The sequence below is a fragment of the Mycobacterium sp. genome (assembly GCF_052143115.1).
In the GTDB taxonomy this organism is placed as follows: Bacteria; Actinomycetota; Actinomycetes; order Mycobacteriales; family Mycobacteriaceae; genus Mycobacterium.
Window position 1 is genome coordinate 1 of the sequence record NZ_JBKQTQ010000140.1, and the last position, 25,685, is coordinate 25,685.

Sequence of the window (25,685 nt, forward strand, 5' to 3'; positions counted from 1 at the left end):
CCGTTTTTCGTCGAGGAGATGGTGCGCGATCTGGCCGAGCGGGGTGTGCTGAGCGGAGCCCGTGGTAATTATGTCTGCCAGGTCGATCATGCCGATGCCGCCGTGCCGGCGACCCTGCAGGCCACCATCGCCGCCCGTATCGACCGGCTCGCCCACGCCGCCAAGCAGACTCTGAATGCCGCCGCGGCGATCGGGTTGCGGTTTGGTCCAGAGCAGTTGGCGTTGCTCGATGGTGAGGCCGAGATGGGCGAGTTGATCGCTGCCGAACTCGTCGACCAGGTGCGGTTCACCCCGCACGCCGAGTACGCCTTCCACCACCCGCTGATCCGGACCGTGGCCTACGAAACACAGCTGAAGTCCGACCGCGTCGAACTGCATCGACGTCTGGCAACCGCGATCGCACAACGCCACCCGGATTCGCTGGATGAGAACGCGGCGCTGATCGCCGAGCATTTCGAGGCCGCCGGTGACCTGCGCGCCGCTTTCGGCTGGCATATGCGCGCCGGGGCATGGGCGCAATCCCGCGATATCAGGGCCGCGCGCAACAGCTGGGAACGGGCCCGAACGGTCGCCGACCGGTTGCCCACCGATGACCCGGGCCGGGCGTCGATGCGCATCGCCCCGCGGACTCTGCTGTGCTTGAACACCGTCCGGGTCGCCGGCACCATCGCCGACACCGGCTTCGACGAACTGCGTGACCTCTGCAGCGCCGCCGGCGACACAGTGTCGCTGGCGATCGGCATGGCCGGCCTGATGACGACGCTGGTATTCCATAACCGTTACCGGGAAGCGGCGCGGCTTGCGTCGGACTGCACCCAGCTGCTCGAGTCGATCGCCGATCCGGCGTTGACGTTGATGTTGCTCGTGGCCCAATCCATGTGCCAGGCAGGCCAGGCAGCCGAAGGTCTGCGCTTGGCGCAGCGCGTCATCGACCTGGCCGAAGGCGATCCCACCAAGGGCAGTCTGGGCCCCATCGGGTCACCGTTGGCGATGGCGATCCTCATGCGTGGCAGCTGTCGATATTGCCTCGGTGTTCCAGGCTGGAGGGAAGACCTCGACCAGGCGATCGCGATGACCCGCAGCATCGACCCGACATCATTAATCGCCCCCGTGCTGTATAAGTACCGCTTCGCCGCCCATGCCGGGGCGTTGCTCCCCGACACGGCGGCTGACCGGGACACCGCCGAAGCGATGGAGATGGCCGAGCATTCCGGCGATGACTTCGCGGTGGATGCCGCCCGGGTGAGTCGCGGCCTTGTCCTCATCAATCAGGGCGGTTCGCAACGCGCGGCCGGTTTCGCGCTGCTCGCCCAGTATCGCGAAGCTCACTTGCGGCATGGGTACGCGAAAAACGTAGTGCGGACTGTCGACACCGAGATCGCGAAGGAGAAAGCCAGAACCGGCGATATCGACGGCGCCATCCAGTTGGCACGCGCGGTCGTCGACTACACGTTCGACGCGGGCGATGCGCTCTCCCTTGGCGAGGCCACCAGGGTCTTGGTGGAATCACTGCTGCAGCGCGGCACGAGCGCCGACCTCAAGGAGGCGCAGGCCGCGATCGACCGGCTGGCAGCAGTGCCGACTGACCCGGGATTCGTCCTGTTCGAGGTTCCGCTGCTGCGGCTGCGGGCTCTTCTGGCGCGGGCTCGCGGCGATGCCGCGACCTATGCGCAGTTCCGGGATCGCTATCGTGACATGGCGAAAACGCTTGGCTTCGAGGGGCACATCGCGTTGGCCGAGGCGATGCCGTGACGGCGCGGTTCATCTAGCCCTATCGGTACAGGCACCCTGGCGAGCGGGCCAAGGTCCAGTTTTAGGCTCTGGGCGGCGCGAGCCACAACGCAGCCAAATTGATATCGTCGTCAGCCATACGATTTCACCTCCGCCGCAGTCGTTTTCGCCCGATTACTAGGCGGAGCCGGCCCCAACGGGGGCTTTTCGACCGGTGCCGGGGACCGCGATAACGCCGAGGCATCGCCGAGCGCGACCAGCACGGCCTCTACACCGGCGCGGCCCGAGGTGCCCACAGCGGCAAACCTCGGCCAGTCGTCATCATCCAAGACGACCGGTTCGACGCAACCGCCTCGGTTACCGTTGTCCCGTTCAGCACAAGTCCGATCGAAGCTCCGCTGTTGCGACTTCTTGGACACTCCACGGTCGGCGCTAGCTTGCGCTATCAGCACATGGTCAACGGTCGTGACGCTGAGATTGCCGCCGCGTTGTCGGCGCTGGCAACCAAGCCCAAGCTAGCCGTCGTGGCCGACGAACCGGCCTAGTTCGCTGCGTCAGCGGCGAGGACGTGATTTCTAGCCATCCAATCGTCGATGACGCTCATAGTGACCGGTAGAGCCGCCCCTGAAAACACCATGTGGTCAGAGCGGGGAATCTCAACGGAGGTGCCGCGGTGGTACCGGGCTGCGGTTCGGCGCACAACTCCGGCTGGCACGATGCGGTCACACTCGGCCCCGATCACCAGCACGGGGACAGTGACCGCCGCGAAATCGACAACGGTGGCCTTCGAAAGCCTTGGCACCGCAAGGAGCAGTTCCCAGAGATAGCGCCCGGATTCGCAGACCAAACCGTCATACATCTCCCGGGCGATGTCCTCGGTCTGCGTGTTAGCGATCCAGCGTCGAAATTGCTCGAACGTCGGGGGGCGCCACGGCTTGTTCCAGGAACGTGGCCGTAACAAGTGCGGCAGGGACATGCGCAAGCTTGTGCGGGTCCCACCGAGGATGCCCGCCGCCGGGCCGGGGCATGCTGCCACCAAGCCAGCTTGGCGTGTGCGCGCGGCGACCAACTGCGCCACCAGCCCGCCCATCGAGTGACCCACCAGAAGCGGTGGGGAATCCAGCGAATTCACAAACGCCACCAAGTCGTCGGTGTAGTCCCGAAGGCTCAGTGAGGCGACTTTCATCGCACCCTCGTGCGAGGGAAGTTCGTGATGGCGCAGCATCGGGGTGTGCGCCGTGTAGCCCCGCTCTTCGAATGCGGCGCGGGCCAGAGCCAACTGCTCCCCACGGCTCCAGGAGCCGTGAATCAAGACGACGTGTTTGGCTTCGGCCACGAAACTAAGGATGACAGCCAAGGCGCCAGACAGTGCCCCATACGCGTCAAGTTGTTTTGTAGGCGAGTGCCCGGGCGCCCTTGGCGGCACAACGTTACTTTCCTGCGCAATCTTCCGGACATCGCTAGCTGATAACGCTTTGCGTTAATAGCGACTGCCGTTATTATTGGATGAGTGATCCGCTCGTTCCGGGACAAGGACACCGAGGCGATCTGGCAGCGCCGTTACGTCAAGAAACTCAGTCCGGAACTCAGCAGGCTCGCATACAACAAGCTCGTTCTTGTCAACGCCGCCGAGAGCATCAACGACCTACGGGTGCCCCCGGGAAACCGACTGGAGAAGCTGACCGGCAGCCGCGCCGGCCAATACAGCATCCGCATCAACGACCAGCGGCGCATCTGCTTCACCTGGAGTGCGAGGGGCGCCGGCAACGTCGAACTCGTCGACTACCAGTAGAAAGACATCTCACGTAGTTAAAAGTCAAGCCGCGAGCGGGAGAGGAGGTGGAAACGCCCGGTGTTCGTCGTAGAGCTGGCCGGTTTGCAGGCAGTGGTGAAGTTGGCCGAGGAATTTGTTGAACAGGTGTCGTTGGGCTTGGCGGTTCCAGTCTCCGGCGGCGCGGCGGGCATCGAAGTGTCGTCGGGCGCCGGGCGAGGCGCGCAGGGCGGTCAGCGCCCAGATGGAGCCCACGGCGGCGAGGCGACGATTTTTGATATGCCGGTGTGTCACAACGGTTTTCTTGCCGCTGGCGCGGGTGATCGGCGCGGAGCCGGCGAAGGCTTTCAACCCGCGCGCGTCGGCGAAACGAGTACGGTCGTCGCCGATCTCGGCGAGCACCCGGGCGCCGGCCAGATTCCCCAGGCCGGGGAAGCTGGTGATGATCTTGGCGCACGGGTGTTGCTCAAAATGGGCGGTCGCCGCCTGGGCCAGGTCGTCGACGGCCGCACAGGCGGCTTCGAACTGGCGCAGCAGAGCGGTCAGCTGGATGCCCATGGCGTTTTCCACCACCGGCGGTTGGTGCAGGTAGGTGTCGGTGAATACCGCGCGCAGCCGGGAGACGTCGCGATCAAGGTCACGGCGACGCCCGGCTTTGACCAGCAGCCGGCGCAGCCGCGCCGGGGTCAGCGTCGCCGCTTGGGCGGGGGTGGGCGCGGCGGCCAGGATGGCGCGGGCATCGGCGCGGGCCAGTCCCCCGCTGGGCAGCTTGGCGAACGCGGCCAGGGCCGCTGGGTAGAAGTCTTTGAGCAGGTCGCGGATCTGGTTGCCGATCTGCTGGCGTGCCCACACCGCGTCTTGTTGGGCGCGCGCGAGCACCCGGATGGCCTGGGCCAGCTCGGTATCAGCGGGCAGGGGTCGGTGCGCATCAGGGTCAGTGCGGATGATGTTGGCCAACAGCACCGCGTCGGTGGCGTCAGATTTGGCACCCGACACCGCATACCGTGCCCGATACCGCGAGGCCGCCAGCGGGTTGATCGGATAGATCACCCGGCCGGTCTCGCGCAGCGCGGCCACCCACAGCCCGCGATCGGTTTCAATCCCCACCGGGATCGGATCCCTCGCGCTGTCGCCGACCTCGGCCAACAGCGTCAACAATCGCCCAAAGCCCGCCGCGTCGTTGCCGACCCGTCCCCGTGCCAGCACACGCCCGTTGCCATCGACCACGGCAACGTCGTGATGGTCGCTGGCCCAATCGATTCCGCAATACAAGCCCAAGATATCCGCACTCCTTCGGTCGGTGATTTTGTTGTTCCCGGTGAAGTCGTGCGGCGCCCTAATCACAGGACTCGACGGTCCGTCATCTCACTAGCCGTCCGTGACTCCAACACACCGCAGGACCTCGTTCTGTCGAAGAGCTCAAGGCTCGGGAACAACCATCGGGAAGTCAAGCCTGCGCCGTGCTCGGGCAACGGGCATCTCATCACCGCAGCACCTGATCTGCCGCCAGGCGCGCCGCTCTTTCGCAAGTCGTCGAACGACGGGAGAAACCAGGCATCACCCGGCGACAGACCCCCCGGGAACAGATCCCCGGTCTTATGACCGCCAACGCATCCCTACGAACTGATTAGGAGATACACGATGGCGGACTTTGCGCCCACCCACCCTGGCGAGATCCTCAAGACCGAATTCCTTGACCCGCTGGGCATCTCGCAGTACCGGATCGCCAAAACGATCGACGTCTCGCCCCGCCGTATCAACGAGATCGTGCACGGCAAGCGCGGCGTAAGCGCTGACACTGCACTGCGGCTCTCCCGCGCGCTTGGACTGAGTGACATGTTCTGGATCAATATGCAGGCCCACTACGACGCCGAAGTCGTCCGCGAGCAGCTGGCCGTCGAATTGGCACGTATCGACCGCATCGCCTGACGACGAGTCATCCGGCGTCGTTCTAGGCGTCTCAGGGCTGGGATGACTGTCACGTGAGCGACCAGATGTCACTCTAATTCGGACCGACGGGCTCGATCCCGCGGGCGGACGGCGGGATGCCTTAGTGCTGGCCGCCGCGCGGCGGGTAGCGGCCGTGCTCGGTGACGACGGCGGTGATCAGCTCGGCCGGGGTCACGTCGAAGGCCGGGTTGAAAACGTCCGCGTCCGGGGGCGTGATCATGGTGCCGCTGAACGTTCTGAGTTCGGGCGCGCGTTCCTCGATTACGATCTCGGCGCCGGTGGCGAGCGACCTGTCGACCGTGGACGAAGGCGCGACCACGACGAGCGGCACGTTGTGATGATGTGCCGCGATGGCCAGGCCGTAGGTGCCGATCTTGTTGGCGACGTCGCCGTTGGCCGCGATCCGATCGGCGCCGACGAGCACGCAGTCGACGAGGCCGCGTGCCATCGCCGCCGCGGCGGCGCCGTCTGGCTGCACCCCGGTCGGCATCACCATCCGCGCAGCAGACGAAGACGGTGGCACCGTTGCCGAACTGATCGGCCCATGGCTGGAGCACTGGAATCTGAGCGTCGATAGTTCCTAGCCGCCAGCGTGTGTCAGGCGCTGACACAAGGGAAGCCGGTCGCTGACCCGCTCTACGCGTTCAGCGACTTCGTCCGGGCGATGGTCGAACTACCCAGGCTTATCGATTGTGCGCTAGCCGACTGGATCGTAGCGTTGATGCAGGCCGCTCTAATAAGAAACTGCGGGAAAGGACAACGCGGTGAAGAAGGTTCTCGTCACCGGATCGGGTACCGGATTCGGACACGAAGTGGCAATGCGTCTCGCCGAGAAAGGATTCGACGTGATTGCCGCAGTTGAGATTTGGGCCCAGGTCCAAACCTTGAAGCGCCAGGCGACTGAGCGGGGGGTCAGCCTCCAAGTCGAGAAGCTGGACGTCACTGACCCCGGAGACCGCAAGAAAGCGCTGACGTGGGACGTCGAAATCCTAGTGAACAACGCCGGCGTGGGCGAGGGTGGCTCGACCCTCGACATTCCAGCAGCCAATATCCGGCGACAGTTCGAGGTGAACGTCATCGGCCCACTGCTATTGACCCAACAGATCGCCAAGCAGATGGTCAAGCGGGGTGAGGGTCGCATCGTGTGGGTGTCATCCCGGGAGGGACTGAACGTCAATCCTTTCACCGGGATCTACGCCGCTTCCAAGCACGCTGTCGAAGCTATCGCCGAGACCATGGCCAACGAGCTGCAGGAATTCAACATCGAGGTGGCGACCGTGAACCCGGGCCCGTTCCTGACCGGTTTCAATGACCGGATGTTCCAGACCTGGCAGAGCTGGGAGGACGATGGGTCGGATCGACTCTTCGACTACTCGAAACTCGCTTTCCCCAGAGCACAATTCGACCCCGAGCCGGTGTACGCCACGATGACAGCGGTCGCCGCGGGCGAGGTCGACTCCTATCGCAATCTGGAGCCCAAATCAATGCTCGAGGAGCGAAACGGCTCATCGAGGCTCCCTGGAACCGGAAGACGAAGGATGACCTTGGTAAGCGGCCGGACAACCTGCAGGCGTCATTCGACATGGAACCGGAGACCCCCGTCTCGAACTAGATCTGCCGCTTGAAAATCACGGAAGTAATCGTGCCGCGGAGACCGTGAAAACCGAAGAACCACAGAGCCACAAGAACCAGAATGGATAAGTATGTCGCGCCATCGCGTCGTCATCATCGGAAGCGGATTCGGCGGCCTGACCGCTGCCAAGGCACTCAAACGGGCCGATGTCGATATCACCCATATCTCGAAAACAACGACCCACCTTTTCCAGCCACTGCTGTATCAGGTGGTCACCGGGATCTTGTCCGAAGGTGAGATTGCCCCGACCACTAGGCTGATCCTGCGCAAGCAAAAGAACGTCCGGGTGTTGCTGGGAGAGGTCAACGGGATCGACCTGCAGGCGAAGACGGTCACCTCGAAGCTGATCGACATGCAGACCGTGACGCCATACGACAGCCTCATCGTCGCTGCTGGCGCCCAGCAGTCCTACTTCGGCAACGACCAGTTCGCCACCTTCGCGCCAGGGATGAAGACCATCGACGATGCCCTTGAGCTACGCGGCCGCATCCTTGGCGCGTTCGAGGCGGCCGAGGTCACCACCGACCAGGCCGAGCGGGAACGCCGCCTGACCTTCGTAGTGGTCGGCGCCGGACCGACCGGCGTCGAGGTGGCTGGACCGATCGTGGAACTCGCCGAGCGCACCCTGGCCGGGGCCTATCGCACCATCAAGCCCAGCGACTGCCGGGTGATCCTGCTTGACGCCGCGCCCGCGGTGCTGCCCCCGATGGGTGAGAAGCTGGGTCTCATCGCCCAGCGCCGGCTGGAGAAGATGGACGTCAAGATCCAGCTCAACGCCATGGTCACCGCCGTCAACTATCAGGGCATCACTATCAAGGACAAAGCCGGTGACGAACGGCGCATCGCATGCGCATGCAAGGTGTGGGCGGCAGGCGTGCAGGCCAGCGCCCTGGGCAAGATGATCGCCGAGCAGTCCGACGGAACCGAAGTCGACCGCGCCGGACGGGTGGTTGTGGAGCCCGACCTGACCGTCAAGGGGCATCCGAGCGTTTTTGTCATCGGTGACCTGATGTCGGTGCCCGGCGTGCCCGGTATGGCGCAGGGTGCGATCCAGGGCGCGAGCTACGCCACCAAGGCAATCAAGCAGGCACTCAAGGGTCACGACGACCCGACCAACCATAAGCCGTTCAAGTACTTCGACAAAGGCAGCATGGCGACGATATCCCGATTCAACGCTGTAGCGCAGGTCGGCAAGTTGGAGTTCGGCGGCTTCATCGCCTGGCTGGCGTGGCTGCTGCTGCACCTGTATTACCTTGTCGGGCACAAGAACCGCATCGCGGCTCTGTTCGCCTGGGGGATCTCGTTTTTGGGGCGCAGTCGCGGTCAGATGGCCATCACCAGCCAGATGGTCTACGCCAGGGTGGTGACGAACATGATGCAGGCACATGCGGAAGAAGGGGCGCTGGCGGCAGCCGAACGCGCGGAAGCGGCCGAGCGACAAGCCGCAGGTTAGCTTCTGATGATCCGCGGAAAGTCCGTCGTCGTAACGGGTTCCACCTCCGGTATTGGTCTTGCCGTCGCTCGCGCCTTCGCCGCCGAGGGCGCAAACGTGACCCTCAACGGTTTTGGTGACCCGGACGTTGTTGAGCAACAGCGTCGCGACATCGAGGAGATGTTCGGGGTAACGGTGGCTTATTCGGACGCCGATGTGACCCAGCCGGTCGAGATCGCCGCGATGATCAGTAACGCCGAAAAGACCTTCGGCGTCGTCGATGTCCTTGTTAACAATGCGGGCATCCAGTTCGTGGCGAAGTTGGAGGATTTCCCGGTCGAGAAGTGGGACGCGGTGATCGCCACGAATTTGTCGGCCGCTTTCCACACGTGTAGATGTGCACTGCCCGGGATGAAACGCCGAGGCTGGGGCCGAATAATCAACATCGCCTCTGCGCACGGCCTCGTTGCAAGCGCCGAGAAGGCGGCATACGTCGCCGCCAAACACGGCGTTGTTGGCCTGACCAAGGTGGTGGCAATCGAAACCGCGGACCATGGCATCACGTGCAACGCGATCTGCCCCGGTTGGGTGATGACGCCTCTGATAGCGCAGCAAATCGAAGCGCACGCCAATGCAACGGGACAGTCCGTTGAAGAGGCCAAGCAGGAATTCGTGGCCGGAAAGCAGCCGATGGCCCGCTACACCCGCCCGGAGGACATCGGCGCACTCGCGGTGTTCCTGGCCGGCGATGCGGCCGCCACCATCACCGGTGCCTGTTACTCGATCGACGGCGGCTGGACCGCTCAATGAGGCGACTTCGCCTTCGCAAGCAGGCGTCGGGGGATGGGTGAGGTTTACCTTGCGCAGACTGAGGCGAATTGGAATCGCTAAACGTCTTCGGAATCCGACCCTCAAGGGAAACTATGGACGTATGGGTACAGCGATGCGAGCGAGACCGTGGCTTCGGCTGTGCACAAGCGTGCTGGCGGGTGGTGGACTGGCGGTGTTCGCTTTCGGATTGGCCGGCGGCATCGCCCAGGCGGCGCCGGCTCCTGCGCCCGACTATCACTGGTGCCCGGGTGATCAATGGGACCCGGGCTGGGGCAAGGCTTACGACTGGGACTGGAATCACTGCCATGACTGGCAAGGTCCGGCAGGCCAAATTGGTCCGACGAGCTGGGGGCCCTGGGGAGTCCCGCCGCCGTGGGCGCCGCCGCAGCCACCTCCACCGCCGTGGGCGCCTGGGGCCCAGCTGATGTGGAACCAGACTGCCAATGGTTGGGGATTCTGGAACAACGGAATATGGACTTCAATCTAAGGGAGACACGATGACCGAGCCGTTGCGGGATATTAGAGACTTCAGCGGCGACGCGGACGCGTACCGCGACGAGCTTTTCCGACGCTGGACGGGGCTGCTCAGCTACCGGTATATCGGTCGCAACCATTCGTCGATGAACGTTGGCAAGACCGACGATACCGTCACTATCCGCCGCGATATGCGCAACGAGGCGGGCGGAATCATGGTGGCGCCGTTGGCCATAGCCTCGCCCGAGGGCTGTCAGGCTGACCTGGTCGCGGTACCCAACCCGGTAATCGCCTCGGTCCAGATCGTCGATCCCGGCTACGACGTGAAGAAGGTCGAAGTCGTCGAGTCCGGCAACGTGCATCAGGGCCGGATGATGGGCTACGGCCGCTGCAAGATCGTCGACGCCGACAACCCGGACCGGGTCATCGCCTTCAACGAGGGGCAGGGCGCGATCATCGGTGTTCCACCGGAAGGCCTTGACAGGATGGATGTTTCGGGCACCGAACTAGTGATCGAGGACTCACCCGAGCTGCCACCCCTGTGGAAAGCGTTCGGCGCATCCAAACGCCGTGACGGGCATTGGGTGCTGCCCGCGCTGAGCGCTGAGCTCGCCTCACCCGACGCGGCGCTGCATATCGGGCCGCAGCACGTCGTGCTCGAAACCGCCGCGATCGACCTGGCCGCCGACACGGTCGGCACCAGGAAGCTTCAGGTGGTGAGCTGGCATGTGATGTTCATGTCGCGAGGCAAGGTCGGGCCGTTCCGGGTCGACGGCACCGCGCATACGGGCGGATCCGGCAAGGTCGGCGTACGCATGTTGCTCCATGACGAGGGCAATGGCAACAAGGCCGTGACATCCGCCGCGGCGATCTTCGAGATCGTCGATTAGGTCGAGCAGCAGGTGCCCGATGGATGCCCTGGCGGCACTATCCGGGCGGAAGAGGGCGCTTCAGCGCGCAGACGATGGTCCATTCAAAAAGTAGCTCCCCGCCTTTGTCGTAGTCCCTGAAGTGGTGGGAGATCTGAGTTCGCTCCGCCGAGGAGCTCATCACCTCCCAGCCCTCTTCTCCCAAGGCCTTCGTCTGACGGCTGATTTCGTCTATCACAGTTTGCAGCGATTCGTTCGTGTGGTAGATGAAGGTGCTCTCCCACCGCTGCGGATGCCATTTGCCGTCTGATGCGAGCCATCCAGCAGGCGCGGGCGAAGGATTAGTCATGCCGCGGGACCTTACGCGGCGGAGTCCTCAGCAAGATGAACGAAACTCAACTGGCGGTTTACAGGTTGTCACATCTCGCTTTGGCTGGGTTGTCCCTTGGTCGGCTATTCCGCCGCGTGGTCTCGTCGCCTCCGCGTGCTCACCGCCAAGACCGGGGGCGCGCCATCAGACGTTGACGACCACGTAACAAAATTGCCATCGATGAACCATAAAGTCCCGATCATTCGACGGTCGGATGCGATGCATCTGTAGTGATAGGGACTCTATTGAGCGGCAACACAGCACGCCTTCAGGCAATGAACAACGTCGAGGCGTATGTGCCTCCTGCCATCAGCTTCGACCCCGGCGAGGCGCCGGGCGAGGTCTTCGGCTCCAACGTCTTCACCAAGTCCGATATGCAGGCACGGATGCCCAAGTCGGCGTACAAGTCCGTGGTGGCGACGATCGACAAAGGTGCCAAGCTCGACCCTGCCGTCGCCGACGCGGTCGCGGCGGCCATGAAGGACTGGGCGCTGGAGAAGGGCGCCACTCACTACGCCCACGTCTTCTACCCGATGACCGGCCTGACCGCGGAAAAGCACGACAGTTTCCTGGAGCCCGTCTCCGACGGGCAGACCCTCGCCGAGTTCGCCGGCAAGACCCTGATCCAGGGTGAGCCCGATGCCTCCAGCTTCCCGTCCGGCGGTCTGCGGAGCACTTTCGAGGCGCGTGGCTACACCGGTTGGGATGTCACCAGCCCGGCCTACATCCTGGACAACCCGAACGGCAAGACGCTGTGCATCCCCACGGTATTCGTCTCGATGACCGGTGAGGCACTGGACTACAAGACGCCGCTACTGCGCAGCCAGCAGGCCATGGGCAAGCATGCCGAGCGCGTCCTGAAGCTGTTCGGTCACAAGGATCTCAATCACGTCGTGTCGTTCTGCGGCCCGGAGCAGGAGTATTTCCTGGTCGATCGGCACTTCTTCCTGGCGCGACCGGACCTGATCAATGCCGGTCGAACATTGTTCGGCGCCAAGCCGCCGAAAGGCCAGGAGTTCGACGACCACTACTTCGGTAGTGTGCCGGAGCGTGTCCTCGGCTTCATGATGGATACCGAGCGCGAGCTGTTCAAACTCGGTATTCCCGCCAAGACCCGGCACAATGAGGTGGCCCCCGGCCAGTTCGAGCTGGCGCCGATGTTCGAACGGGCCAACATCGCCTCCGACCACCAGCAGCTGACGATGACGATCTTCAAGACGCTGGCCAAAAAGCACGGCATGGAATGCCTGTTCCACGAGAAGCCCTTCGCCGGCGTCAACGGCTCCGGCAAGCACGTCAACTTCTCCTTGGGTAATTCGGAGCTGGGCTCGCTGCTGGTTCCGGGCGATACCCCGCACGAGAACGCTCAGTTCCTGGTGTTCTGCGCCGCGGTGATCCGCGCCGTGCACAAGTTCTCCGGGCTGCTTCGTGTTTCGGTGGCGTCCGCTACCAACGACCACCGCCTGGGCGCCAACGAGGCACCGCCGGCGATCATCTCGATCTTCCTCGGGGAACAGCTCGCCGACGTGTTCGAGCAGATCGCCAAAGGCGCAGCCACGTCGTCAAAGGGTAAGGGCACCATGATCATTGGTGTCGACACGCTGCCCACGCTGCCGACCGATCCGGGTGACCGCAACCGCACCAGCCCGTTCGCGTTCACCGGCAACCGGTTTGAATTCCGGGCGCCGGGCTCTGGGCAGACGGTTGCCGTGCCGTTGATCGTGCTCAACACGATCATGGCGGACTCGTTGGACTACCTGGCAACGGTGCTGGAGAAGGCTGTCGACGACGGCGAGGACTTCGATGTGGCAGTGCAGAAGCTGCTCACCGAGGTCATCACCGAACACGGTGACGTAGTGTACAACGGCAACAATTATTCGGAGAAGTGGCAGATCGAGGCGGCCGAGCGAGGCTTGCTGAACCTCAAGACCACGTTGGACGCCGTTCCGGAGCTGATCAAGCCGGAAGCGGTCGAAGTCTTCGAGAAGTACGGGGTGTTCAGCGAGCGCGAGCTGCATAGCCGTTACGAGGTGCGCCTGGAACAGTACGCGCTGACCGTCGCGGTCGAGGCGAAACTGACCTTGGAGATCGGCTCGACGGTCGTTCTGCCCGCCGCGATCCGCTACCAGACCGAGCTTGCGCAAAACGTCGCGGCGTTGAAGGCCGCCGGTGTGGAACCGAGCCTGACTGCGCTGGAAGCGGTTTCGGCCCCTACAGCGGATCTCGAGGCGGCGCTGGCAACCCTGAAGGAGGCGCTGTCCGATCACTCGGCGGAGTCGGCGCTCGACGAGGCCTCCCACGCCCAGAAGGCGCTGCTGCCGGCGATGGAGGCGGTGCGCACCGCTGCCGACAAGCTGGAAGCCATCGTCGCCGACGACCTGTGGCCGCTGCCGACGTACCAGGAGATGCTCTACGTCCTCTGACGCGCGAACGCCGGTTTGCGGTTAGCTGCTGGCGAACGCGTTGACGCCCATCACCAGCAGCGTCACGTTATGGTTTTTATAGGACTCGCCCGACTTCGGAACGAGTTCCGTTGTACCCCTGTATGTTTTGCCATGGCACCAGCTCAGCCTGCATCGTCGCTAACATCACCCGATGGATCCACATAGCCATTGTTGTGAGAACGCTACGCGAAAGAACGACTTTCATGTAGGCCCTCCAACCGGTACTAATGCTCGAGTACCGCATATAAGGTTTTCCTCCGACTGGTTACGAGTAGTTGTCGTCCGGGCGAACACGTCGAAGCTGTTCCTACTGGCGGGGTTTTCGCGCCCTGAGCAATTCTGACAGCCTCGCAACCCTTGCAGCAGTTGCCCAATCGGCGTGTCGGATCGAGCCGCTCACCTCGCTGCACTGAACCGTGATTACCCAGATCAAAGCGGGACAAAAGTGTTCACGGTTTCCGGGGATTGCCACGGATCACCGCGACAAGCGACATAATTCTCGTCTCGGTGGCTGAACCGTAAGGAGTGGCGGTGATGGACTGCGGTACACACGGTCTAGTTTCGAGGCCGTCCTTTGTCGCCATCCGGGTGTTTGTTCCGGCGCTGTCTGCGATGTTGACATTTCTGCTGCTGGGCGTTGCCGGTGTTGCCCCCGCGACCGCAGCGCCGGCTGGACCGGTCGGCGCGGGGCTCGGCGAAAGGACGGTGGGTTGGGACACCTATCGCCGATTGGATCGGTTGCCGTATCTGCGCGCCGACACTCAGAGTCTGGAGTTGTCCAGCTTCGATCGAAGCGGCGGCGATTTCGACATCTCCACCGGTAATAAAAACGGCAGCGGCGGCTGCCTGGCGTCGGGTGCTGCGGGCTGTGTCGTCGCGGAGGCGCGCGGTGCCGGCGAGATTGATTCGATCTGGTTCACCCGCGATGGCGGCAAGCTGACCGCGATGGGAACGATCCGTATCGAGCTTGATGGACACAGGGTGATCGACACGCCGTTGCAATCGTTGGTCGATGGCGGCCTGGGCGCGCCATTCGTGTGGCCGCTGGTGGCCAACGCTGAGCAGTCGCCGGGGGGCGATTACATCAAAGTACCCATGCCGTATCGGCAGTCGATGCGGATCAGCGTCGCATCGAATTTGCAGTATTACCACGTCGACTATCGCCAGTTTTCGACTGCCGATGGCGTGACCACCTTCTCACCCTCCGACCCTGCACTCGACGTGCTCGCCACCCTCCGCGCCGCCGGGACCGTCGACCCCAAACCGTCGGCACGGACAGCAACACATCACCACCGCGTCGTCGACCTTCCCGCCAACATTGGCGTGACCATCGCGGAATCGACTGGCTCGGGCAGCATCTCGGGTCTACGCCTGCAGCTGCCGCGGCCCGCGGATCAACTCCTGGCCGGGTTGCGGCTGCAGATCGAGTTCGACGGCCGAATCTTGGTCGACTCGCCGCTGGGGGAGTTCTTTGGCGCCGGGCTGGGCACCGACAATGTGCAATCGCTGATGTTCGCCAGCGCCCCGCAACCGGATGGGTCGTTGTCGCTGTCGGCATGGTGGCCAATGCCTTTCGCCCGCACCGCCCGCATCACCCTCGTCAACATCACCGGCAATCCAGTATTCGGGATCGACAGCGATGTGGTGACCACGCCCGACCCCCAGTGGGCGTCCGCGCTAGCTAGCGGCCGCGCGGGGTACTTCACCGCACGCTCGCACGCCGGACCAACGGCGCTCGGTCAGGACTGGGTGTTCGCCGACGAACAAGGCCACGGCAAATTCGTCGGCGTCAGCCACACCATCCGAGGGTCTCGGATCAAAACGTCCTTTGGTGACGACTCCCCGTACTTTCTCGAAGGGGCCGAACGGGTCTACACAGACGGTTCCGCGTCGCCGCAGTGGTACGGCACCGGCACCGAGGACTTCTACGAGGGCGGCTGGTACTTCCACAACGGCACGACCTATAGCGACCCGCTAACCGGCCAGCCCGATCAACGCACCGCCACCGGCGGATGTGCAGACTACTGCGTCGCCGTCTATCGACTCATGCTCGCCGACGCCATCGACTACCACTCCGCAATCCGATTCGGCATCGAGCACGGCAAACGCAACATGGTCCAACCCGACTACAGCTCAACCGCATTCCTCTACACACAACCGAACGACACCAGCACACCCAGCGACGAACTCAGCCCCACCGCTCCCGTCGGCCGACTCCTGCACGGCTACAGCGACGGGGCCGCCAGTGATCAGCTGCTGGTCAGCGAATACGAGGGCACCGACGACACCCGCCGCATCGCGGGGTTGGTGCACGCCACCAACGCCGCGATCACCTTCCAAGTGCTCGTCAGCCCGGACAACCACGGCATCCTATTGCGCCGCACGTCGGACCAAGCGGCCGGCTTTCAATCGGCTGACGTTGCCATCGACGGCATACCGGCCGGGACCTGGCTAGAGCCACGCAGCAACAACTCGCATCGTTGGCTGGACGACACCTTCCTCGTGCCCGACCGTCTCACCGCAGGCAAAAACCTCGTCACGGTCACGCTCACACCCACCCCCGACACCGTGGCCTGGACTGCCAGCCGCTACCACGTCGACGCCGTTACCGAAGGGGGTGTTGCATTACCGGGGGATTGAGCCAGGGGTGTTTGGGGTGCGATGGGTCGGTAAGGCGCAGCAGACTGGCAAGCTCCTCCTGCCGGCCGATCAGCCCAGATGTCTCGTCCGTCGCGATTACCGGCGCGCACGTCGTCTGGCTGCGCCGCCCGTTACCTCGATTCGGCCTGTCGTATTAATCCTCCTATGATGCGTCCTCGACAGGCGCTGGCCATACACCCGCCGGTTAACACAGCGCATCGATGTGGCCGAAGGATTGGCATCAGCTTCTGGTGGCCTGGCCCGCGCTAATCGGGGAAGTGGTTTCGTTAAGGCTTGCGATCCGCGGCAGTGGGTAACCCTCGGTCGACCCAGAACGGAGCAGCATGAGTGCAAGCGTGCAGACCGGAACGATCACGACGCATGTGCCGGCACGGCTGGACCGACTGCCGTGGTCGCGGTTTCACTGGCGCGTCGTTGTCGGTCTTGGCGGTGTGTGGATCCTCGACGGGCTCGAGGTCACCATGGTCGGCAACGTGTCGTCGCGACTCACCGAGAAGGGCAGCGGCATCGAACTCAACCCCGCACAGATCGGCGTGGCCGCGGCGATCTACATCGCGGGGGCCTGCTTAGGGGCATTGTTCTTCGGTCACCTGACCGACCGCTTCGGACGGCGCAATCTGTTCATTCTGACCTTGGCGGTGTATTTGATCGCCACCGTCGCGACGGCATTCGCGTTCGCGCCTTGGTATTTCTTCATCACGCGCTTCTTCACCGGCTCCGGGATCGGGGGCGAATACGCCGCCATCAACTCGGCGATTGACGAGTTGATCCCTGCGCGGGTGCGTGGTCGCGTCGACCTAGTGATCAACGGGACGTACTGGCTGGGTTCGGCCGCGGGTGCGGCCGGCGCACTGGTCGTCCTGAACACGTCGAATTTCCCGGCCAACATCGGGTGGCGGCTCGCCTTCGGCATCGGAGCCATCTTCGGCATTTTCGTCCTTCTCGTCCGACGCAACGTTCCCGAGAGTCCACGCTGGTTGTTCATTCACGGGCGCGACCAGGAAGCCGAGCGGGTGGTCACCTCGATAGAAGACGAGATTCGTCAGCAGACCGGCCAGCCACTGCCCGAGCCGCAAGGGCGCGCGCTCAAAGTTCGTCAACGCGAGACGATTTCGTTTCGGGAGATCGCCCGGGTGGCATTCAAGCTTTATCCGCGGCGCGCCGTCCTTGGATTGGCGCTGTTCATCGGGCAGGCGTTCCTCTACAACGGCGTGACCTTCAATCTCGGCACGCTGTTGAGCGGGTTCTATGGAGTCGCGTCCGGAAAGGTGCCCCTGTTCTACATCCTGTGGGCGCTGAGTAATTTTGTCGGGCCCCTGGTACTCGGGCCGTTGTTCGACACCGTCGGCCGCAAACCGATGATCACCTTGTCCTATGTCGGTTCGGCAGTCGTGGCCGTCGTCCTCGCGGTGCTGTTCGTGACCGAGACTGGCGGCGTCTGGGCCTTCATCATCGTGCTTTCGGTGACGTTCTTCTTGGCCTCCGCTGGTGCCAGTGCCGCCTATTTGACGGTCAGCGAGATCTTCCCAATGGAGACCCGGGCGCTGGCGATCGCGTTCTTCTACGCCGTCGGCACAGCGATTGGCGGTATCAGCGGGCCGCTGCTGTTCGGTCAATTGATCAATTCGGGAGAGCGCGGCCTGGTGGTCTGGTCGTTCCTGATCGGAGCTGCGGTGATGGCGGTTTCGGGCCTCGTCGAACTGTGGCTGGGCGTTGCGGCCGAGCGACGCCCGCTGGAAGAACTGGCCTTGCCGTTGACGGTGGCCGACGCCGAGCGCGACGTTAACGCCGGCTGAACATTTGTCGCGTGTGGCCTTGGCGACGATTGCGGGGTGTGCCCTGGACATGATTTGGGAACGCTCGAAAACATGAAACGTTTGCTGATGCTGACCAGTGTCGCCGCCATGATCGGGATGGCCGCGCCCGCATACGCCGACGACCCCCCGTCCGGCGGCGACGCTGACTTCATTGCCCAACTCAAAGCCGCCGGCCTTACGCATCAGGACCCGGCCGCCGCGATCGCGGCTGCTAAGAACCTGTGCTCGTTGGCCGACAACGGCACGCCGGACACGGAAATCGAGAGCAACCTTGTGTCGCGCAATCCGGGCTTGACGGCGCACGGTGCCGACGAATTCATGGCACTGGCGGCCGCCGAGTACTGCCCGAAATACCTACCGAAATACCTGAGCGGTCAGGGTTGGACCACGAAACCGCCAGGTGCGTAGGTAACTAAGCGGTCACGCCGAGCGGGTCACGCCCTGCGGCGGCCCACGTCGTCGGCGGCTGCGCGCATTCGCTCCGACAATCGAAGCAGGTCGTGCTCGCCAATCCCGTTGTGCAGCGTGTACGCAAGTTGCCGTAACTCGACAGCGCAGTTGCGCAATTCTTCAAGGAGCCGCGTCTCAACGGTGAGCATGACCTTCTTCCTCAGGTAGGTCGGACCAAAAGCCCGACAATCCGACTTAAAAAATGTACCCAGTCCAATCGCTTGTCGGCGAGAGACCTCGGCGGGTTTTTACGCGACTTTGACATGCCGTTTACGCACCCGGGCGTCCCGCTCCACTTGACGACTGGGCCGGTCGAAGCGGACGGCATGTGTCACCCAACTCGGGCCCGTATGTCACGGCACCGCAATGACATCGCCACGTCAGGTGGCGTCCGCATGAGCAAGCGGTGCTGCCGACCAGCATCCGCTCCGGCCGCATCAGATGACCACGGGGGCAGCGAATAGGGGGCCGAAGCACCGATCGATTCGACGGGAACCGGACCAGCTCGCCGACCGCGACCATGGGCCGACGGTAGGCGTCTTCCCTGCGTGCGACATTAAGAATTCGGGTGAGCTTGCTGAGAAAGAACGATTGTGGCCTGCCGCCCACGCGGATTATGGGGTTTGTTCAATTCGGCGTAATTCCGTATTCGCCAGGCTTGACGTTCGAACGGGGCCTAGCCTGATCCCGTGCAAATCAGCGTACTGGGTGCAGCGCGTATCGCGCCGACGGCGCTCATCAAACCAGCCAAGACAAATGCCGACGTCGTAGTCGCCGCCGTGGCTGCGCGCGATGTTTCGCGTGCGCGGGCATTTGCCGTCAAACACGGCATCGCCCGGGTGCACGACAGCTATGAGGCGCTTATCGCCGACCCGGACCTCGACGCCGTCTACAACCCGCTGCCGAATGGCTTGCACGGCAGGTGGACCCGGGCAGCACTGGCCGCCGGTAAGCACGTGCTGTGCGAAAAGCCGTTCACCGCCAACGCCGCCGAAGCCCGTGAGATCGCCGAGCTGGCCGCAAAGTCGGATCGAGTTGTGATGGAGGCATTCCACTACCGTTACCATCCGCTGGCTTTGCGAATCGAGGAGATCATCGCCTCCGGCGAACTGGGCAAGCTGCAGCGGGTAGAGGCGGCCCTGTGCTTCCCGTTGCCGAACTTCTCCGACATCCGGTACAACTACTCGCTTGCCGGAGGCGCGACCATGGACGCTGGGTGCTATGCCGTCCACATGGTCCGCACGTTTGGGGGTTCAACGCCGGAAGTTGTTTCAGCGCAACCGAAATTGCGCGATCCACGAGTCGACCGGGCCATGACGGCCGAGGTGCGGTTTGCCGAAGGGCACACCGGCCGGATCCGTTGCTCGATGTGGTCGCCGCGTCTGCTGGAAATCAGCGCCCACGTGGTTGGTGACCAGGGCGAGCTGCATGCGCTCAATCCGGTGCTGCCGCAGCTTTACCACCGGCTCTCGGTCCGGTCATCGACCGGCAAACGTGTGGAGCGTTTTCCACGCCGCGCCTCCTACGCGTATCAGCTCGACGCCTTCGCCGCGGCAGTGCTGCGCGGCGAACCGGTGAAGACGACACCTGAAGACGCGATCGAGAACATGACCGTCGTCGATGCGATTTATCGGACTGCCGGCTTGCCGCTCCGCGAGCCCAGCTGAGCCTGCGGCGGCGCTGCCCCAGTCACGGCTCGATGGGGCGGTTCGTCCATTCCCGGTCGGTTCGGCGTGACGAGCGAAACCATCCGCCCGCCGCGCCGGTGCCGCCGTCGGTCGGGATGGTGTGGCCGGTGACGAACGCCGACAGGTCGGAGGCCAAGAACAGAATCACCCGGGCCTGGTCCTCGGGCAGCCCCATCCGTCCGACCGGAACCCATTGCGGCCACTGCAGGTGCTCTTCGGCGGACAGCCACTGCGAGTAGGGCACCTGAAGTGATTCGGTGACGTCGGGGCCGATCGCGTTCACCCGTACGCCGTCGCGGCCTACCTGCACCGCCAGGCTCCGGGTGAAGTGGATGACGGCGGCTTTGAAGGCGGCGTAGACCGGGTCCTCCGGGTAGCCGCGCAACCCTTCGACGGACGAGACGTTGACGATCGCGCCGGCGTGTTGGTCGATCATCGCCGGCAGAAAGGCGTGTGTGACGAGGAAGACGTGGTGCAGGTTGATTCGATAAAGGTCGTCCCACAGTTGCCGGTCGGTGTCGACGAAGTCGCCCGGGTGGCGCAGCCAGTGGCCCACGTTGTTTACCAGGACATCCACCCGGCCGTAGCGCTCGAGTACTGATCGCGCCAAGTCGGCAACCTGGTCGGCGTCGCGGACATCGGTGATGAAAGCGAAAGCTGACCCGCCGGACTTGCTGATTGCGTCGGCAGTCTGCTCAGCGCGTTCAGTGTCGACATCAGCGATGACCACGTGGGCGCCATGGTGTGCGAACAGCCGCGCGGTCGCCGCGCCGATACCGCCAGCGCCGCCGGTTATCACCGCAATCCGGTCGGCTAGCAATGGGGCGGCAACCGTTGCGTCGTCGATCCTCATATCTTCGGCCCCTTCGAACACACGCCTGGCGAGTCCACTCAATTCCTCGGTGGTATCTATCATCGATTGTTGAAAGCGCAAGCCCGATGGCTAATTTCACGGCCAACCCTTAGCTGATCGATACCCAAGGGGGCCGGGTAAGTTTTGGGCTATGTGGAGCTCGCTGGTGCTGCTGGCGCTTCCAATAGCATTCGACCCGGTGCGTCTGGGCTTCAATGTTCTCCTCATTTCCAGGCCGCGGCCCGCGCGAAACCTGCTCGTCTACTGGATCGGTTGCGCGCTGGCCGGCGTTGTCTTACTGCTGGTCCCGATTTTGGCGTTGCATTTCACACCGATGCTCTCGTCTTTTGTGCACGACTTGGCCAACCCGGCCACCTCCGCCAGCTCCACCGTCCGGCATGTTGAAATCGCGGCGGGCGTGCTCGTCGTATTGGTCGCCACCCTGTTGGCGGTGCGCTTTCTGGCGCGTCAGCGGGCGCAGGCACCGGCACGGGACGCCAACACATCAACCCTGGTAGCGGACTCCGATGCACCGCACCCGATCGAGCGGCCCCTGAGCCGCGGGAAGGATGACCAGGGTGCGGCGGCCGAGGGCGGATCCCGAGCTGCCATCCGGCGGCTGCTGGGGCGCGCCAACGACGCGTGGGAAAGCGAATCCTTGTGGATCGCGTTGGCGATCGGTTTGTGGGCGGCGCCTAACCCAGCTTTGGTTGTATTCGGACTCGCCACCATCCCGACGTCGGGAGCGGCGATCGGCACGCAGATCGGCGCAGCCATCGTGTTCGTCATCGAGACGCTTGCGATTGTCGAGATCGTTCTGCTCAGCAATCTGTTCGCGCCAACCAATACCGAAGCGTTACTGCGACGGCTACACGACTGGGCGCGCTCCTATCGCCGGCAGATTCTGGTCGTCATGTTGACATTCGTTGGGCTCGCACTGGTGGCCCAGGGCATGGGCATTATCTGAGCGGCTCTCTAGCTTCGTGTTAGCCGATCGCCTGGTCGTGGGGTTCGGGCAACGTATCGCGAGCCGATCGAGGCGTGGGTCGCGGACGCCGCGGTTCCCGGACTCCCGCATCACCGTCACCTCGCAGCCACAGTCGGACTACCGATCCGGCGCTGACCCGTGCGCCGGACTCGGGGCTTTGGTCGGTCACAACCCAGCCGCGGCTTCCAGGGTCGGAAGGGTTGTCTGGTTGGGCATTGATCGCCACAAGACCCTTGCCGGCCAGCAGGTCGCGCGCTTCGATCCACTCGAGCCCGACCACGTTGGGCACTAGCGTTTTCGCGGCCCGACGCTGCTCTCGGGCGCGGATCTGGATCAGGTCCGAGGCCGCGTCATCCAGAACTGTCGATTCAGCACTGCGGCCGGACTCGCCACCACGGGGGGAGTCATCGAGATCACGCCATCGTTCCCAGGCGGATTGCCGCGTGACGCCTAAATGAGTGGCGATCTCAGCCCAGGACTTGCCGCTGCGCCGGGCAGTTCGAACGGCCGCTAATTCCGCTTGGTCCAACATGCGGCGGACAACACCGATGTCGGACAGGGAAGCCAGCCCATCGTCATCGCCACGTGGGCGTTCGCTGTTCGCGGCAAGCCGGCGCCATGCCTGTCGGGCCTGCTCCCACGCGTCTGCAACGCTAATAGCTGTCAGGATAGCCTGACAGTCAGCGACGGACAGAGCATAATCCCGGTCAGTCGTCGAAATGGCGCTGATAGTCCCAACGCTCGAGCCGGGGCTGCAGGTCGTAGATTCCCGCCGCGGTCATCACCAGAAACACAGCGGTGCCGACGAAGGTCATAGCGTTCACAGCCTGTCCATTTCGCGTCCCATGAGGGCTCTTTCGAGGAACTCGTAACGCTTCGGGACGTCCCGTCGAGGTGGACGCGATGCGCGCGCCGAAGCCGCGAACATCCGCCGCATCAGTGCGACGAATCGGCGGGCGATGCTCTCGCGGCGGGCCGGCAAAGCGGCCGCGGTGCCGAAGAGCACCTCTTGTTCGGTGATCAGAACCTCGGCCGATGCCGCCTCATCGGCGGGCGCAACCGAGGGTGCTCGAAGGATGGGCTCGTATGGGGCATCTGCCGTGTCGGCGGATGCCGTTCTCGAAGATGACATTTCGTTCGTCTCCCTTGCGGTGTCCTTGACCGGTTCAACCGGCTTCGCTGCACAGCAACTTATGGCTGGGAGGCACCCGCGAACACGAGTAGTGCACTACTTGTTTCTGCACCTCACGCCGCGAACTGGGTGCGAGTCGGTAATGCTGCTGGCAAGTAGAGTCCTGCGCCATATCATCGGGTGATGAGCGCCGGTGGGCTGGATACCACGGGCTCGCCGGCATTCACCGACGAGGACTCAGCCCGGTATCGCGCCGCCGGCTGGTGGTCCGACTCGACGTTGACCGACACGGTGCGTCGCACCGCCGAAGACGCACCGGACCGTTGCGCATACGCCGACGATCACGGCACAGCCCTCACTTGGCGTGAATTCGACGATTCGGCAGACGCTCTGGCTGAGCAGCTCGCCGGTATCGGCGTGGAACGGGGCGACCTGGTCGGGGTGTGGCACGGCGACTCCGCCGGCATCCACGTGTTGTTTGTCGCCATCGAACGGTGCGGCGCCGTCGTCGTCGGCATCGGCGCACGCGCCGGCACCCGTGAGGTCGCCGCGATACTGCGCAGTTCGCGACCGAAGCTGCTGATCAGCGATGAGCAGCGCGGCGACGCCGCCACGCAGGCCGCAACGGGCGTGGCGGCCGATTTTCCGGTCCAGTCGCTGGTCTTGGTACGCGATGCCGACTTGGCGCGTCTCAACATCGACGCCAAGCCCAAGGCGGTCAGCGTCGAATCTCAACTCGGTCCCGATGACGTCTTTTTGATCAACTCCACGTCCGGGACCACGGGCCTGCCCAAGTGCGTCGTGCACACCCAGAACCGTTGGTACTACTTTCACCAGAAGGCGGTTGCCAATGGGCAACTGACGTCGGATGACATCTTCTTGCCCGTCATTCCCACACCATTCGGCTTCGGACTATGGACCAGCCACAGCACCCCGATCTACCTGGGTGCCACCGCGGTGATCCTGGAGCGTTTCACGCCGCAGGCAACGTGTGAGGCGATCGCGCGACACAGGATCAGCGTACTGTGCTGCGTCAGTACACAATTGACGATGCTGATGGCCGACCGGGCTCGCCGCGATTACGACCTGAGCTCGTTGCGTGTCGTTTTCACCGGCGGGGAGGCAGTGCCGTACCGACCGGCTGCCGAGTTCGAGGAGTTCACCGGCGCAAAGATTCTGCAGTTCTACGGTTCCAATGAAACCGGCCTGCTCAGCGGGACCAGCCTGCACGACTCGCGGCGACGCAGACTTCGCACGGGCGGCCGAATCGTGCCGGAGATGTCCGTCCGGCTCTTCGACGGCGATCAGGATGTCACCGCGACCGGCCGCGGCCAGCCCGCGTGCCGAGGACCGGCGACCAGCCTCGGCTATCTCGACGGGGCCGACCACGACCAGTTGTTCACCCGTGACGGATGGATGCGCATGGGCGACATCTGCGAGATCGACGCGGAAGGCTATCTGAGCGTCACCGGCCGAATCTCGGATTTCATCGTGCGAGGCGGCAAGAACATCAGCGCGGCGCAGGTCGAGGATGCTGCCATGACACACCCTGCGATCGCGCTGGCGGCAGCGGTCGCCATGCCCGACCCGGTGTTCGGTGAAAAGGTTTGCCTCTATGCCGAACTCACTGACTCGCAGACCATCGATCTGCCCGAACTCGTCGAATACCTGTTGGGTCTCGGTATTTCCAAGGAGCTTCTGCCCGAACGCCTCATTGTGGTCGATGAACTACCCCGGTCATCCGGCGCAAAGATCGCCAAAGGCCAGCTTCGAGAAGATATTCGAGCCAGGATGGAGGCCAACCATGAATGCTCGTGATGCACGACGAGGCGGCCTGGAGGTGTGGGCGCCCTCGGTAGTGCCACCGATCGGAGTCGAACTATCCGACGAGCAGGCCCTCGCCGTGGCCTTTCGGCACCTTGCCAACATCCGTTTCGCCGAAAACATGGCCGGACACATCACCTGGCAGCCGGACGGACATACCGACATGTTCGTTAACCCGTGGGGATTGTGGTGGCAAGAACTGACCGCATCCGATATCTGCGTGGTGGATACCGACGCGCGGGTGGTCCGCGGCCGTTGGGATGTCACGCCAGCGATCTACATCCACACCGAACTGCATCGCGTGCGCGAAGACGCGCGGGTGGTCATTCACAATCATCCCTATTACGTATGCGTGCTTGCCGCACTGGGCAGGCTGCCCGAGCTGGTTCACCAGACCGGTTCGTTGTTCCTGGACGACCTGTGCCTGGTCGAAAGCTACGATGGCGAAATCGACAGCCCTTCCCGCGCAGCCGATCTCGCGGCCCGCATTAGAGGCGCCAACCTGACGATTCTGGCCAACCACGGGGTGATCGCAACCGGTCGCAACCTGCCCGACGCCGTCTACCGCGCGGCATCGATCGAGCGGGTATGCAAGCTGGCCTACGACGTCATGCTCACCGGGAAAGAGCCGGTGACGATGAACTGGTCGGACATGGCCGGCATGCAGCGGTCGCTCATCGAACGCGCCGCTGGCGTTTACTGGGCCGGCGCCGCACGCATGACGATCAAAGCCGATCCCGCCGTGCTGAGCTGAGCGGACTGCCGAG

Annotated in this window: 24 protein-coding genes and 2 pseudogenes; 18 read left to right on the forward strand and 8 right to left on the reverse strand. The window is 63.7% G+C overall.

Features of this window, described 5'->3' with window-relative positions; all coding sequences use genetic code 11:
* The 3 genes and pseudogenes from ACLQI9_RS14900 to ACLQI9_RS14910 all read left to right on the forward strand — a co-directional run.
* Positions 1-1,752, forward strand: a pseudogene (locus tag ACLQI9_RS14900) (cyclase); the annotation flags it as partial.
* A gap of 221 nt (positions 1,753-1,973) precedes the next feature.
* Positions 1,974-2,141 (forward strand): annotated as a pseudogene (locus ACLQI9_RS14905) (type II toxin-antitoxin system PemK/MazF family toxin); the annotation flags it as partial.
* Positions 2,133-2,276: a hypothetical protein gene (locus ACLQI9_RS14910; RefSeq protein WP_442382594.1), complete on the forward strand. Its 144-nt coding sequence runs from the start codon at positions 2,133-2,135 to the stop codon at positions 2,274-2,276. The pseudogene ACLQI9_RS14905 and the gene ACLQI9_RS14910, both read left to right, overlap by 9 nt.
* On the opposite strand, the gene ACLQI9_RS14915 is transcribed toward ACLQI9_RS14910, so the two are convergent.
* Positions 2,273-3,067 (reverse strand): alpha/beta hydrolase, encoded by a 795-nt coding sequence (locus tag ACLQI9_RS14915; protein ID WP_442391836.1) that lies wholly within the window; start codon positions 3,065-3,067, stop codon positions 2,273-2,275. The two genes, ACLQI9_RS14910 and ACLQI9_RS14915, sit on opposite strands and share 4 nt — an antisense overlap.
* 174 nt (positions 3,068-3,241) lie before the next feature.
* Here ACLQI9_RS14915 and ACLQI9_RS14920 point away from each other — a divergent pair, with 174 nt between their 5' ends.
* Positions 3,242-3,523, forward strand: a complete 282-nt coding sequence (locus ACLQI9_RS14920) for a type II toxin-antitoxin system RelE/ParE family toxin (protein WP_442382596.1) — start codon at positions 3,242-3,244, stop codon at positions 3,521-3,523.
* A 24-nt stretch (positions 3,524-3,547) separates the two neighbouring features.
* Here ACLQI9_RS14920 and ACLQI9_RS14925 read toward each other — a convergent pair whose 3' ends face one another.
* Complete coding sequence (locus ACLQI9_RS14925; RefSeq protein WP_442391844.1) at positions 3,548-4,774, reverse strand: IS110 family transposase; 1,227 nt, start codon at positions 4,772-4,774, stop codon at positions 3,548-3,550.
* Between the two features lie 369 nt (positions 4,775-5,143).
* Here ACLQI9_RS14925 and ACLQI9_RS14930 point away from each other — a divergent pair, with 369 nt between their 5' ends.
* Positions 5,144-5,431, forward strand: coding sequence for a HigA family addiction module antitoxin (locus ACLQI9_RS14930; RefSeq protein ID WP_442391837.1), 288 nt, complete (start codon positions 5,144-5,146; stop codon positions 5,429-5,431).
* Between the two features lie 121 nt (positions 5,432-5,552).
* On the opposite strand, the gene ACLQI9_RS14935 is transcribed toward ACLQI9_RS14930, so the two are convergent.
* Positions 5,553-5,948, reverse strand: coding sequence for a hypothetical protein (locus ACLQI9_RS14935; RefSeq protein ID WP_442383117.1), 396 nt, complete (start codon positions 5,946-5,948; stop codon positions 5,553-5,555).
* A gap of 268 nt (positions 5,949-6,216) precedes the next feature.
* Between ACLQI9_RS14935 and ACLQI9_RS14940 the strand changes: the two genes are divergently transcribed.
* The 5 genes from ACLQI9_RS14940 to ACLQI9_RS14960 all read left to right on the forward strand — a co-directional run bounded on the left by ACLQI9_RS14940 (position 6,217) and on the right by ACLQI9_RS14960 (position 10,712).
* Complete coding sequence (locus ACLQI9_RS14940) at positions 6,217-7,077, forward strand: SDR family oxidoreductase (RefSeq protein ID WP_442383115.1); 861 nt, start codon at positions 6,217-6,219, stop codon at positions 7,075-7,077.
* 78 nt (positions 7,078-7,155) lie between these two features.
* Complete coding sequence (locus ACLQI9_RS14945) at positions 7,156-8,538, forward strand: NAD(P)/FAD-dependent oxidoreductase (protein WP_442383113.1); 1,383 nt, start codon at positions 7,156-7,158, stop codon at positions 8,536-8,538.
* Between the two features lie 6 nt (positions 8,539-8,544).
* Positions 8,545-9,327: a 3-hydroxybutyrate dehydrogenase gene (locus tag ACLQI9_RS14950; protein ID WP_442383111.1), complete on the forward strand. Its 783-nt coding sequence runs from the start codon at positions 8,545-8,547 to the stop codon at positions 9,325-9,327.
* Between the two features lie 121 nt (positions 9,328-9,448).
* Positions 9,449-9,835: a hypothetical protein gene (locus ACLQI9_RS14955; RefSeq protein WP_442383109.1), complete on the forward strand. Its 387-nt coding sequence runs from the start codon at positions 9,449-9,451 to the stop codon at positions 9,833-9,835.
* Between the two features lie 10 nt (positions 9,836-9,845).
* Entirely contained in the window at positions 9,846-10,712 is an 867-nt protein-coding gene (locus tag ACLQI9_RS14960; protein WP_442383107.1) for a hypothetical protein, read from the forward strand.
* A gap of 37 nt (positions 10,713-10,749) precedes the next feature.
* On the opposite strand, the gene ACLQI9_RS14965 is transcribed toward ACLQI9_RS14960, so the two are convergent.
* On the reverse strand, positions 10,750-11,040 hold the full coding sequence (locus tag ACLQI9_RS14965; RefSeq protein ID WP_442383105.1) for a hypothetical protein: 291 nt from the start codon (positions 11,038-11,040) through the stop codon (positions 10,750-10,752).
* A gap of 266 nt (positions 11,041-11,306) precedes the next feature.
* On the opposite strand from ACLQI9_RS14965, the gene ACLQI9_RS14970 reads away from it, so the two are divergent.
* The 4 genes from ACLQI9_RS14970 (at position 11,307) to ACLQI9_RS14985 (ending at position 18,391) form a co-directional block, all read left to right on the forward strand.
* Entirely contained in the window at positions 11,307-13,484 is a 2,178-nt protein-coding gene (locus ACLQI9_RS14970) for a glutamine synthetase III family protein (protein ID WP_442391838.1), read from the forward strand.
* Between the two features lie 633 nt (positions 13,485-14,117).
* Positions 14,118-16,145 carry a glycoside hydrolase family 172 protein gene (locus ACLQI9_RS14975; RefSeq protein ID WP_442383101.1) on the forward strand — a complete coding sequence of 676 codons (2,028 nt, stop codon included), beginning with the start codon at positions 14,118-14,120 and terminating at the stop codon, positions 16,143-16,145.
* A 344-nt stretch (positions 16,146-16,489) separates the two neighbouring features.
* Positions 16,490-17,962: an MFS transporter gene (locus ACLQI9_RS14980; protein WP_442383098.1), complete on the forward strand. Its 1,473-nt coding sequence runs from the start codon at positions 16,490-16,492 to the stop codon at positions 17,960-17,962.
* 72 nt (positions 17,963-18,034) lie between these two features.
* Positions 18,035-18,391, forward strand: a complete 357-nt coding sequence (locus ACLQI9_RS14985; protein WP_442383096.1) for a DUF732 domain-containing protein — start codon at positions 18,035-18,037, stop codon at positions 18,389-18,391.
* A 26-nt stretch (positions 18,392-18,417) separates the two neighbouring features.
* On the opposite strand, the gene ACLQI9_RS14990 is transcribed toward ACLQI9_RS14985, so the two are convergent.
* On the reverse strand, positions 18,418-18,582 hold the full coding sequence (locus ACLQI9_RS14990; RefSeq protein WP_442383094.1) for a hypothetical protein: 165 nt from the start codon (positions 18,580-18,582) through the stop codon (positions 18,418-18,420).
* Positions 18,583-19,122: 540 nt separating this feature from the next.
* Here ACLQI9_RS14990 and ACLQI9_RS14995 point away from each other — a divergent pair.
* Positions 19,123-20,100: a Gfo/Idh/MocA family protein gene (locus tag ACLQI9_RS14995; protein WP_442391839.1), complete on the forward strand. Its 978-nt coding sequence runs from the start codon at positions 19,123-19,125 to the stop codon at positions 20,098-20,100.
* 22 nt (positions 20,101-20,122) lie between these two features.
* On the opposite strand, the gene ACLQI9_RS15000 is transcribed toward ACLQI9_RS14995, so the two are convergent.
* Positions 20,123-20,974, reverse strand: coding sequence for an SDR family NAD(P)-dependent oxidoreductase (locus tag ACLQI9_RS15000; RefSeq protein ID WP_442383090.1), 852 nt, complete (start codon positions 20,972-20,974; stop codon positions 20,123-20,125).
* Between the two features lie 151 nt (positions 20,975-21,125).
* On the opposite strand from ACLQI9_RS15000, the gene ACLQI9_RS15005 reads away from it, so the two are divergent.
* Positions 21,126-21,941 carry a GAP family protein gene (locus ACLQI9_RS15005; RefSeq protein ID WP_442383088.1) on the forward strand — a complete coding sequence of 272 codons (816 nt, stop codon included), beginning with the start codon at positions 21,126-21,128 and terminating at the stop codon, positions 21,939-21,941.
* Between the two features lie 19 nt (positions 21,942-21,960).
* Here the strand turns inward: ACLQI9_RS15005 and ACLQI9_RS15010 are convergent, their stop codons facing one another.
* On the reverse strand, positions 21,961-22,494 hold the full coding sequence (locus ACLQI9_RS15010; protein WP_442383086.1) for a PASTA domain-containing protein: 534 nt from the start codon (positions 22,492-22,494) through the stop codon (positions 21,961-21,963).
* Between the two features lie 288 nt (positions 22,495-22,782).
* On the reverse strand, positions 22,783-23,094 hold the full coding sequence (locus ACLQI9_RS15015; protein ID WP_442383084.1) for a hypothetical protein: 312 nt from the start codon (positions 23,092-23,094) through the stop codon (positions 22,783-22,785).
* Positions 23,095-23,277: 183 nt separating this feature from the next.
* Between ACLQI9_RS15015 and ACLQI9_RS15020 the strand changes: the two genes are divergently transcribed.
* Positions 23,278-24,912 (forward strand): class I adenylate-forming enzyme family protein, encoded by a 1,635-nt coding sequence (locus ACLQI9_RS15020; protein ID WP_442383082.1) that lies wholly within the window; start codon positions 23,278-23,280, stop codon positions 24,910-24,912.
* On the forward strand, positions 24,899-25,672 hold the full coding sequence (locus tag ACLQI9_RS15025; protein ID WP_442383080.1) for a class II aldolase/adducin family protein: 774 nt from the start codon (positions 24,899-24,901) through the stop codon (positions 25,670-25,672). The genes ACLQI9_RS15020 and ACLQI9_RS15025 overlap by 14 nt, the downstream gene beginning before the upstream one ends.
* Positions 25,673-25,685: the final 13 nt, after the last annotated feature.